This window comes from Agathobacter ruminis (assembly GCF_002735305.1).
Classification (GTDB): domain Bacteria; phylum Bacillota; class Clostridia; order Lachnospirales; family Lachnospiraceae; genus Roseburia; species Roseburia ruminis.
This window is the reverse complement of record NZ_PDYG01000087.1, coordinates 48,798-59,558: the sequence shown is the minus strand read 5'-3', so window position 1 is coordinate 59,558 and position 10,761 is coordinate 48,798. Positions and strand designations below refer to the sequence as shown.

The following is a 10,761-nucleotide window of genomic DNA, read 5'->3' as shown; positions in this document are numbered from 1 at the left end:
CGCTATGCAAACGGAGTCTGAACCCGGGTATCCCTTAGATTGAGGAGTACATAATATCAACAAACTAGGTGTCCGCCACTTCATAAACTATTTTCAAAATGGTTCATTCACCAAAAGACACATGTCTGATGCTCGCCTTTTGCATATTGAAAAACTAAAATATTCGCAAAAACGTGAAGGGGGTACCGAGTTTATGGGCTGAGGATTATGTTTTCAAATGCCATGTGGGGGCCGGAATGGGCATCGGAACAGCGGGTGAAAATTGGGGGTGGAATCCCGTGAAGGGGAATGATATATTAGAAGGAAAGATTTTCGTATAAGGATAATGGAGGAATAGAGAATTGAGAAATATGAAGAGAATTCTTGCATGGATAGGAATTATTATTCTGGTTGCGATGTATGTTGCCACATTGATTGTAGCAATTGTTGATCATACACATTCCATGATGATGTTTAAGGGAGCCGTTGGACTGACTATCGTCATTCCGATTTTGATCTGGTTTTATATTTTCCTGTATCAGATGATCACCGGACACCGCGACGATAATAAAGAGGCATCCGGTGCAGCAGACATCAATGCGTCTGCTCAGAATGAATCTGATTCTGATTCGAATCAATCGGAATCTTAACAAATAACAACAGCATCGCAATTCCAAAGCATAGTATGCCAAGAGAAATCAGCCATGCGCTTACACTTCCGTCTGACAGACTCGGAAGCCATTGGAATTGCACACGCAATACCGTAACTGCATTCACGGCCATATGACCGATGACAGCCGGATAAATATGGCCGACATGATCGCAGATGATTCCCAGTACAATGCCCAGGAAAAAGGCATAGGTGGATTGCACGACATTCATATGCATCACCGCAAATAATAATGCTGCAATTAGGATTGCCCAAATACGATGCAGGCGCACGGACATACGAAACTGGACAATTCCACGGAATGTCAGTTCTTCAAGGATAGGAACAAAAAACGCACTACGCATCAAAATCACCACCAGCGATCCGCTATACAGATTCGCATTCGCATTCCGGTATCCTTCTGACCAGCGAATCAGTGGAGTCATTCCAATCAGGTTATTCAACGCAAATCCCATCACAATCACAATTACTGCGGCAAATAATGCAATCTTAATCTTTTGTTTGGAAACAGAAGGTTTATGCTCACGCAGATAGCCGCCGATGCCAAGTCCGGCATTTCGGTCATTCGCATAGACTGAAAACATAAACGGAATAGTGGCAACCGATGAGACCAGCAGGACAACTGCCTTTACACTCTCTGTTAATTCCACATTTAATATGTTTCTTGCAAAAAAAGCACATAATGTCGACAGGATATACATAATTGCATAGTATAACAGCGCAGGATAAATTGCCAGCCATACCAGAATCGGAATCGAATTTTTCAATTTAAACTGTTCCATAAAAGCCCCCTATTTTATAAAATATTCTTTTAATTCTTGCATTGAATCAAATATTTCTACCGCTCCGGCTAATCTCATTTCCTGAACATTTCCGAACCCGAAGCCAACGGCCGCAGAATCAATTCCCAATGCATTTGCACCATGCACATCAAAAGCCGTATCCCCGATCAACACCATCTCTTCTTTTACATATTCCGGATGACGACGCAACAGTTCCTGTAATACGTCCGCCTTTTTTTCAATTCTTCCATCCATGGTTGCCCCACAGATTTCGTCGAACAAATCTGCAATTCCTTTCTGTTCCAGGATGCGCCGTGCGGTAATCTCCGGTTTGGAGGTTGCAACCCCGAGAAGGAATCCGTCTTCTTTCAGCTGCGTCAGCACCTGTTTTGTATCCGGATATAATTCGCATTCCAGATAGCCCTTCACATTATATCTTTCACGGAATTTATCAACCGCTTCGCGTGCCTGTTCCTTTGAAAAAGCATAAAATTTTTCAAAACTTTCCGAAAGCGGCGGACCGATAAAACGTCTGAGTCCGTCTGTATCGCTTTCTTCTATTCCATAAAATTGTAAAGTATATAAAACCGATTTGATAATTCCATCTGACGAATCAATCAATGTACCATCCAAATCAAAAAGAATCACTCGATACATCTTTCATTCTACTCCAATTCTTCCAATAAATCACGCATTGTCTTATGATAAACAGGATGTACAAATCCCGGCGCCAGTTCCGTCATCGGGCGCAGCACAAAATTCCGGTTTTTGATATCGATATGCGGAATAATCAGATCCGAATCGTCATAAATCAGGGAATCATAAAACAGAATATCGACATCAAGTGTCCGCGGACCCCAATGGATTTCGCGTGTTCTGTGCGCAGCATGCTCGATTGCATGGCATCGCTCCAGCAACTCCTTCGGAGAGTCTGTCGTCCACAATTCTATCGCACCATTTAAGAATCGGTCCTGCTCCACACCTCCATATGGTTCGGTCTCTATATAGCCAGAAACACGGACTCCGCGCACCTGCGGCACTTTCAGTGCCTCCTGCACCGAGTCAAGATAAGCTCTGCGGTCTCCCATGTTCGAACCGATTGCCAAAAATACCCTGTGCCAACCGCGCTCCACTGTCACTGAGACATCTTCAAACGGCAGCCCGATTGGTGCTGACGGCTTACGCAGGCAGAGGACGATTCGGGTTGCCTGTGCAAAATGAAGTAAGACTGCATTGGCAACTGCATCTGCCGCTGCCTCAATCAGATCAAAATGTTCACTGCGTAAAAATGCATCCATAAAAACACACAGGTCTGCATAATTGAGTGCCGCCTGAATCTGATCTTCCTGCGCAGGCGCAGACATATCATAATACACTTTTGCATTGATCAAAAATGTCTGCCCCTTTTGTTTTTCCTCTTCAAATACTCCATGATATGCATATATCTGGAGGCCTTCCACATTAATATAATCCTGATTCATTTTTACTCCATCGCATTGAAAATTGCTTGTGCCATACGCATTGCGCGATAATTTTCTTTCACATCATGAACACGGAACATGCAGGCTCCGCGCTCCACGCCCATCACCGTCGTCGCAACGGTTCCTTCCACGCGCTGATCTTTCGGCAGATCCAAAGCCAAACCGACAACCGATTTGCGCGATGTTGCCAGCAAGACCGGATATCCAAGTTCCAGCAGACTGTCAAGATGTTTCACTGCCAGCAGATTTTGCTCAAAGGTCTTGCCAAAACCAACCCCCGGATCCAGAATTATCTGCTCATCCTTCACCCCGGCAGATTTTGCAATTTCCAATGATTTCATCAAATCATTTTTCATGGTTGCGACAAAATCAGACACTGCCGGTTCCTGACGGTTATGCATCAGACAGCATGGGATATTCTCGCGCGCAGCCAGAGCAGCCATCTGTTCATCTGCGCGAAATCCCCAGATATCATTGAGCATATCAGCGCCGGCAGCAACAGCCGCTTCAGCAACACGGCTCTTATATGTATCAATCGAAATCGGAATATCAAATCGTGTCTTAATCTTTTCAATGATAGGTGCGACACGAGAAATTTCCTCTTCATCGGAGATTCGTTCGTAGCCAGGTCTGGTAGATTCTCCGCCAACATCAATGATGGCAGCATGTTCTGCAATCATTTCTTCGACATGATATAATGCCCGATCGATGTCATTCCATTTTCCGCCATCCGAAAAGGAATCCGGTGTTACATTTAAAATTCCCATGATATAGCAGTCATGTTTCAAATCAAATTCATGTTTCCCGATTTTCATTATGCTTTCCCCTTTGCTTTTTCCATAAATCTGGCGCTGTCAATCACGAAGCGCTCATGTTCCCCTTCTCCGATCACTCCGGCTTCATCATATGCCGTAACCGAAAAGGTCAGTTTACGTCCATCAATCGCCTTTAATTCTGAGCAGACACGTACCTTACGTCCTTCAACCGTTGCAGAAACATGACGAATGTTTACAGCAATTCCGACCGTCCCCTGCCCCGGTTCCAAATAAGGCGCCACACTGTAACAGCAGCAATTTTCCATCAGGGCAATCATTGCAGGTGTTGCATATACCGGGAGCAGACCGCTTCCCATGGATTCTGCTGTACGATTATGCGTCACTTCTTCACTCACTTCATTTGTTAATCCTACTTTTAATTCCATCATTCCATTCCTTTCTTACAGCTCCCAAATACGATAAAGACCCACAAAACAGAATCGGTTGATTCTGCTCAAGCGCCATCTGAATTGCTTCCCGGACACTGTCGGCCACACGCATTGGCATTTGATTCAGTTGTTTTGCTTCCTGATATAATTCCATCCCGGAGAATGCCCTTGGATTGTCCGGTGGAGTCAGCGTAATGAGTTCGGATGCAAACGGTAGCAAAATCGACAACATCTTCGCATGAGCCTTGTCGCTCAACACACCCATAACCATAACGATCTTTGATTGGCCAAAACTGTGCCGTAAGCTTTCTGCCAATTCCAATGCCGCCCCTTCATTATGTGCGCCGTCCAGAATCACCAACGGATTTTCGGAAATCACTTCAAAACGGCCGGGCCATGATGTATTTGCAATCGCTTCCTGAAGCTTTGCAGTATATGCCGCATCTTTTGCCAGACAATCCGGTGCAATCCGATCGATGGTCCCCAGAAATGTCTCCAAAGCCAATGCACAGTTAATCAGTTGATAATGGCCTGCCATTTTTGTCTCAAATGTAATCTGTTTCCATGAAAAGCATAACTGCCCAGGCTTTTCTGATTCGAGCCGGATATCATGCGTATCAACAAATGTAATTTCTGCATCTTTTTCGTCTGCATATTTGGACAAAACCGATTTGACACCTTCTGTCTGCGGAGCAGAAAAAACAGGACAATGTGACTTGATGATTCCCGCTTTTACGGAAGCAATTTCTTCACAGGTATTTCCCAAAAAGCGGATATGATCCAGGCTGATGGATGTGATAACCGATGCAATCGGTGTATCCAGCACATTCGTCGCATCTTCCGCTCCGCCCATACCGCATTCCATCAATATGATATCAGGCTTTTTCTTTGCAAACCACAAAAAGGCAATTGCTGTTTCCGCTTCAAATATGGTTGGCCACTGTGCTTCCGGCAGTTCGCTGCATACACAGCGAATCTGCTCCATAAGAGTCTCATATTCATCGGCAGACATCGGAATATCATTCAATGTAAATACTTCCAGCGGCGAAAAAACTGCCGGTGAAGTATATCTGCCTACCGTCAGTCCCATCCGGCGGTAAAGGGAAGACAGATAAGCTCCCACGGAACCTTTTCCGTTCGTTCCCGCAATATGGATAATGGGCAACGCCAATTGTACGTTGCCCAGAGCCTCCATCAAATGTTTCATATTTGAAAGGCCTAGCACAGAGCCTTTGTTTTTGATTGTATCCAAGAATTGTAAGAGTTCTGTAGTCACTTATCTCTTAACACCTTTCGTATCACGATTTCCGATATGAAGACGATTCAGGGAAACCTCTTTTCCCTTCACTTCAACCACACGGTTGTCACCCTCTGTAAGGAAATATACTGCCTGCAATTCATCCTGTGCATCCAGCTTCATACCTCTGACTCCAATTGCAGTTTTTTTCTTTTCCGGAATGGTATCACAGGCAATTCTCAGGAATGCTTCCTTTGCGGAGCGCATCACCATGGTCATTCCTTCTGTCAATGGGCTGACATTCAATACCAAATCATCATCTGCCAGTTTGGTCGCGGCAATGGTGCGTTTTGATGCCACAAATTCCGTGCCGTCAACCTGCTTAATCATCGCAGTCTTCGTCGCAAATATCATCTTTTGTCCCGCAATCGCATCGAGATCACAGACATAGATAAAGCGTTCCTGTTTGCTGTCATAATTGGAGAGATTGTCAATCGGAACTCCCTTGTCACGGAATTTTCCAAATGGCAAATCCAGTGTCTTTATGCTGTGCATATTGCCATGATCGGTAAAGATACAAATCTTTCCGACATTTTTGCAGACAAAGACATATTTATTTTCCGCATCGGCAGCTTCTTTGTTTCTTTCATAAGTTGCAAGATCGATGGTCTTTGCATATCCAAAGCGGTCCATCAGGAAGACAACATCTTTCACTTCAATCGGTTTTTCTTCCACAACCGCTTCCGCAAGGTTATCGATTTCGGTTCGTCTGGCGCGCTCATACTCTTTCTTGTACGCCTTTAATTCCTTCATGATATGCTTTGCCATAGATGCACGGTTTGACAGATAATCCTGATATTCCGCAATCTTTGCAAGTGTCTCGTTGTGGTCTGCCATGAGTGCCTCAATCTCGAGACCAACCAGGCGGTGCAGTCTCATGTCGAGAATCGCCTGTGCCTGATTTTGTGTGAAATGCAATTGCTTCGCCATTTTTTCGGACTCTTTTGACTTGAAGGCAATTCCGTCCGTGATTCCTTCGGTCAGACAGGCCTTCGCCTGCTTCACTTCCTTGCTGCCGCGCAACACCTCAATGATCAAATCGATGACATTACAAGCTTCAATCAAGCCTTCCTGGATTTCTTTTTTGTCCATTTCTTTGCTCAGAAGCGTCTTATATTTTCTGGTATTGACATCGAATTGAAAATTGACATGGTGACGGATAATCTGCACCAAAGACAAGGTTTCCGGCTTTCCGTCCGCCACCGCAAGCATATTCACACCAAATGTATCTTCGAGTTTGGTCTTTTTGTATAACAGATTCTTTAATGCTTCCACATCAGCACCGCGCTTTAACTCAAGCACGATGCGAATGCCTTCCTTGGAAGACTGGTTCGTAATATCAACAATATCGGAAGTCTTGCGTGTCTCAACTAAAGAAGCCACATCATTCAAAAATTTACCGATATTGGCACCGATCATGGTATACGGAATCTCTGTAATGACAAGACGCTCTTTGCCACCTTTTGCCTTTTCAAGCTCCACTTTGCCGCGCACCTTGATTTTTCCCTGTCCGGTTTCATAAATGCTGAGCAATTCATCCTTGTTTGCAATGATTCCGCCTGTAGGAAAATCCGGTCCCGGAATATATTCCATCATTTCAGCATTGGTAATATCCGGATTCTTCATATAGGCAATCACGCCGTCGATGCATTCGCCAAGATTGTGCGGCGGAATGCTGGTCACCATTCCGACACCGATTCCTTCCGATCCGTTGATCAACAGATTCGGCACACGTACCGGCAGTACCACAGGCTCTTTTTCGGTTTCATCATAATTCGGTATAAAATCAACAACATCCTTGTCGAGATCGCCAAGATATGCCTCCTGCGTGATTTTTTGCAGACGTGCTTCCGTATAACGCATTGCCGCTGCGCCATCTCCCTCAATGGAACCGAAGTTACCATGCCCGTCAATCAGTGCCTGGCCCTCTTTGAAATCCTGCGCCAGAACAACGAGTGCTCCATAGATGGAAGAATCACCGTGCGGGTGATATTTACCCATGGTATCACCGACAATACGTGCACTCTTCTTATATGGTCTGTCATAGCGCACACCCAGTTCATACATATCATATAAAGTGCGCCGCTGTACCGGCTTTAATCCATCACGCACATCCGGAAATGCACGCGCAACAATGACAGACATCGCATAATCCAAAAATGATTTCTGCAAATGTTCGGAATATTCTGTTTGAATAATATTCTGATCAGACATTCAAATACTCTTCTTTCTTGTTTTTTATGCATTATAATCGAGCTCTGCATCATATGCATGCTCATAAATAAATTCGCGGCGCTGCACGACATCATTTCCCATCAAAAGGGAAGTCATATCACTTGCCATCATCGCATCTTCAATCTCGATGCGCTTCATCATACGGGTTTGCGGATTCAAAGTGGTCTCCCACAGCTGTTCCGCATCCATTTCTCCAAGACCTTTGTAACGCTGGAGTGTAAATTTTTCACCCTCATGTCTTCTGCGGTATTTTTCCAGAGCCGCATCATCATACAGATAAATCTCATCACCCTTTGCCGGCTGTACTTTATAGAGCGGAGGCATTGCCACATAGACATGTCCCTCATTGATCAAATCCGGCATAAAGCGGTAAAACAGAGTCAGCAGCAAGGTCGAAATATGCGCACCGTCGACGTCCGCATCGGCCATAATAACAATCTTGTCATAACGCAATTTGGAAATATCAAAATCATTGCCATAGCCTTCAGAAAATCCGCAGCCAAATGCATTGATCATCGTCTTGATTTCCGCATTGGCCAACACTTTATCAATACTTGCTTTCTCGACATTTAATATTTTACCGCGTATCGGCAAAATTGCCTGATACATACGATTGCGTGCCGTCTTTGCAGAACCGCCCGCAGAATCTCCCTCGACGATAAAAATTTCGCACTTGGAAGCATCACGACTTTCACAATTGGCAAGTTTGCCGTTGGAATCAAAGGAATATTTTTGTTTGGTCAGCAAATTGGTGCGCGCGCGTTCCTCTGCTTTTCTAATCTTTGACGCTTTTTCTGCGCAGGCAATCACAGCCTTTAACACTTCCAGATTTCGATCGAAATAAAGTGGAATCTTGTCATTGGTTACCTTTGATACCGCTTTGGCCGCATCCTGATTATCCAGTTTGGTCTTTGTCTGTCCTTCAAAACGAGGATCCGGATGTTTTACGGAGACAACGGCCGTCATGCCGCTTCGCACTTCTGCTCCGTTGAAGTTTGGATCCTTGTCCTTAAGAATTCCGAGTTCACGCGCATAAGAATTGATAACTGCTGTAAAAGCAGTCTTAAATCCGGTCAGATGCGCGCCGCCCTCAGAGTTAAAAATATTATTACAAAAGCCTAAAATTGTCTCATGGAATTCATCGGTATACTGAAATGCAACATCCACTTCAATCCCCTCAGCCACACCATGAAATGAAATGACATCATGAAGTCCGGCAAGTTTTTGCTTTTTGTTGATATCTTTGACGAATCCGACAATGCCCTCCGGCTCGTGAAATTCGATATGCTCCGGCTGTCCATCCGGACGCTTTTCGTTATCTTCGCGTCGATCTTCATAGATAATTGTCAAATTAGGATTTAAATATGCCGTTTCATGCATACGGCTCTTGACATCATCCTCACGGAATCTGGTCTTTTCAAAGATTTCCGGATCCGGAAGAAAATTAATTTTCGTGCCATGCTTTTTGGTTTTTCCCAGTGTCGGAAGCAGTCCTTTCTCCAGCTTAACCACCGGCACACCGCGCTCATATCCATCATGATGAATCAGGCCGTCACGGGAAATTTCGATATCCATGCGTGTGGAAAGTGCATTTACAACCGAAGAACCAACACCGTGCAAACCACCGCTTGTTTTATAAACGGTATTGTCAAATTTACCACCCGCATGCAATGTTGAAAATACAATACGTGCAGCAGATACGCCCTTTGCATGCATTCCCACCGGAATACCGCGTCCGTTATCTTCTACCGTACAGGAGCCATCCGCTTCCAAAGTCACCCAGATTGTGTCGCATTCGCCTGCCAGGTGCTCATCCACCGCATTGTCCACGATTTCATAAATCAAATGATTCAGTCCCTTGGTCGTTACGCTTCCGATGTACATTCCCGGACGCTTGCGCACCGCCTCAAGACCTTCTAATATGGAAATACTGCTCGCATCATACTTTGTTGCCATAAATTAAACATTCTCCTTCATATGTGCCAATACCATTACCGCAATGCGGAATGTCATGGCATCTTCAAAATTACGAATATCAAGGCCGATGGCTTTTTCAATTCGTTCCAGACGGTATACCAGTGTATTGCGATGCAAATACAATTGTCTTGCCGTCTCTGAAATATTCAATGAATTTTCGAAAAAGCGATTGATGGTATTCATCGCCTCTTCATCCTCTAAAATATCCGGGACCGTCTCACCAAAGACTTCTCGGATAAACATTTCACATAAACTCTGCGGAAGCTGATAAATCAGACGGCCGATACCGAGTCTGCCATAGGAAATCGTATCCTGTTGTGCATAGAATACACGGCCAACCTCCAGTGCCATTCTGGCTTCCTGATATGATTTTGCAACATCAATCAGTTTTTCCACCGGGTTGCCATATCCGACTCTCGCCTTGACCATAACCTCCATATGAATATTGTCAACCAGCTGAGATGCCGTCTCCTGAAGGAAACGATCCTCTTCTGTCTCATTATCACATTCCGGAAGTTCCTTGACCAGGATGACAGATGATTCATCCAGTCGAAATACAAAATCTTTGTTCTTGATATTGGACAGATTCTTTACCGTAGCCAATACCAGCTCGTGGTTTTTCTTCGCAGTATCAATAATATAAACCACACGCCTTGCATTTTCCACATGTAATTTCTTGCCTCTGGTAATCACCTCAATCGGAAGCATATTGGCCAGAATCACATTTTGCATGAAGCCGGCACGGTCATACTGTTGTGCCGAAGCCATTGCCAGGGTGCGAACCTGTGCCGCAGCCATCCTGCCAATCGTATCCTGATACGGTTCTCCGGATAAAAGCAGGACATATTCTGTTTCCTCTTCGATTGCGATCAAAAAGCAATGAAACTGTGCTTCCTGCTCCTGTTCAAACTCCTGCTGCTTCAGCTTCAAAAATGCCGTTTCCGCATCTGCCGATTCCTCGCCAACCGATGCTATCAGCATTCCCTCCGCAGTGAAGAGATAGCAGGAAAGACTGGTGATTTCATGAATTTCTGATAATGTGAATTCAAATTTTTGATTGGATACCAAGGCTGATTCTCCCGTCATTTTATAACATTTAAAAACCGGGTGTAAATATCACACCCGGTTTTATATTT

General features: G+C 44.6%; 10 protein-coding genes. 1 reads left to right on the top strand and 9 read right to left on the bottom strand.

Translation table 11 applies throughout. The annotated features are described in order from the left end of the window. Positions 1 to 341: 341 nt before the first annotated feature. Positions 342 to 629, top strand: a complete 288-nt coding sequence (locus tag CSX02_RS10230) for a hypothetical protein (RefSeq protein WP_143248177.1) — start codon at positions 342 to 344, stop codon at positions 627 to 629. Here the strand turns inward: CSX02_RS10230 and CSX02_RS10225 are convergent. The 9 genes from CSX02_RS10225 to CSX02_RS10185 form a co-directional block, all read right to left on the bottom strand. After that, positions 574 to 1,431 (bottom strand): CPBP family intramembrane glutamic endopeptidase, encoded by an 858-nt coding sequence (locus CSX02_RS10225; RefSeq protein WP_099386608.1) that lies wholly within the window; start codon positions 1,429 to 1,431, stop codon positions 574 to 576. The genes CSX02_RS10230 and CSX02_RS10225 overlap by 56 nt on opposite strands. Positions 1,432 to 1,440: 9 nt before the next feature. Then, positions 1,441 to 2,088 (bottom strand): HAD hydrolase-like protein, encoded by a 648-nt coding sequence (locus CSX02_RS10220; RefSeq protein ID WP_099386607.1) that lies wholly within the window; start codon positions 2,086 to 2,088, stop codon positions 1,441 to 1,443. Positions 2,089 to 2,096: 8 nt separating this feature from the next. Then, complete coding sequence (gene folK / locus CSX02_RS10215; RefSeq protein WP_099386606.1) at positions 2,097 to 2,912, bottom strand: 2-amino-4-hydroxy-6-hydroxymethyldihydropteridine diphosphokinase; 816 nt, start codon at positions 2,910 to 2,912, stop codon at positions 2,097 to 2,099. 2 nt (positions 2,913 to 2,914) lie between these two features. Beyond that, positions 2,915 to 3,727 carry a dihydropteroate synthase gene (folP, locus tag CSX02_RS10210; RefSeq protein WP_099386605.1) on the bottom strand — a complete coding sequence of 271 codons (813 nt, stop codon included), beginning with the start codon at positions 3,725 to 3,727 and terminating at the stop codon, positions 2,915 to 2,917. After that, a complete protein-coding gene (locus CSX02_RS10205; protein ID WP_408607296.1) occupies positions 3,727 to 4,116 on the bottom strand; it encodes a thioesterase family protein in 390 nt (129 codons plus the stop codon). The genes folP and CSX02_RS10205 overlap by 1 nt, the downstream gene beginning before the upstream one ends. Next, the gene (locus tag CSX02_RS10200; protein ID WP_143248176.1) at positions 4,085 to 5,323 is read right to left on the bottom strand and encodes a bifunctional folylpolyglutamate synthase/dihydrofolate synthase; all 1,239 of its coding nucleotides are present in this window, start codon (positions 5,321 to 5,323) and stop codon (positions 4,085 to 4,087) included. The genes CSX02_RS10205 and CSX02_RS10200 overlap by 32 nt, the downstream gene beginning before the upstream one ends. 69 nt (positions 5,324 to 5,392) lie before the next feature. After that, complete coding sequence (locus tag CSX02_RS10195; RefSeq protein WP_099386602.1) at positions 5,393 to 7,627, bottom strand: DNA gyrase/topoisomerase IV subunit A; 2,235 nt, start codon at positions 7,625 to 7,627, stop codon at positions 5,393 to 5,395. A 24-nt stretch (positions 7,628 to 7,651) separates the two neighbouring features. After that, complete coding sequence (locus CSX02_RS10190) at positions 7,652 to 9,604, bottom strand: DNA gyrase/topoisomerase IV subunit B (RefSeq protein WP_031543363.1); 1,953 nt, start codon at positions 9,602 to 9,604, stop codon at positions 7,652 to 7,654. Between the two features lie 3 nt (positions 9,605 to 9,607). After that, positions 9,608 to 10,711, bottom strand: coding sequence for a PucR family transcriptional regulator (locus CSX02_RS10185; RefSeq protein WP_242970468.1), 1,104 nt, complete (start codon positions 10,709 to 10,711; stop codon positions 9,608 to 9,610). Between the last annotated feature and the right edge of the window lie 50 nt (positions 10,712 to 10,761).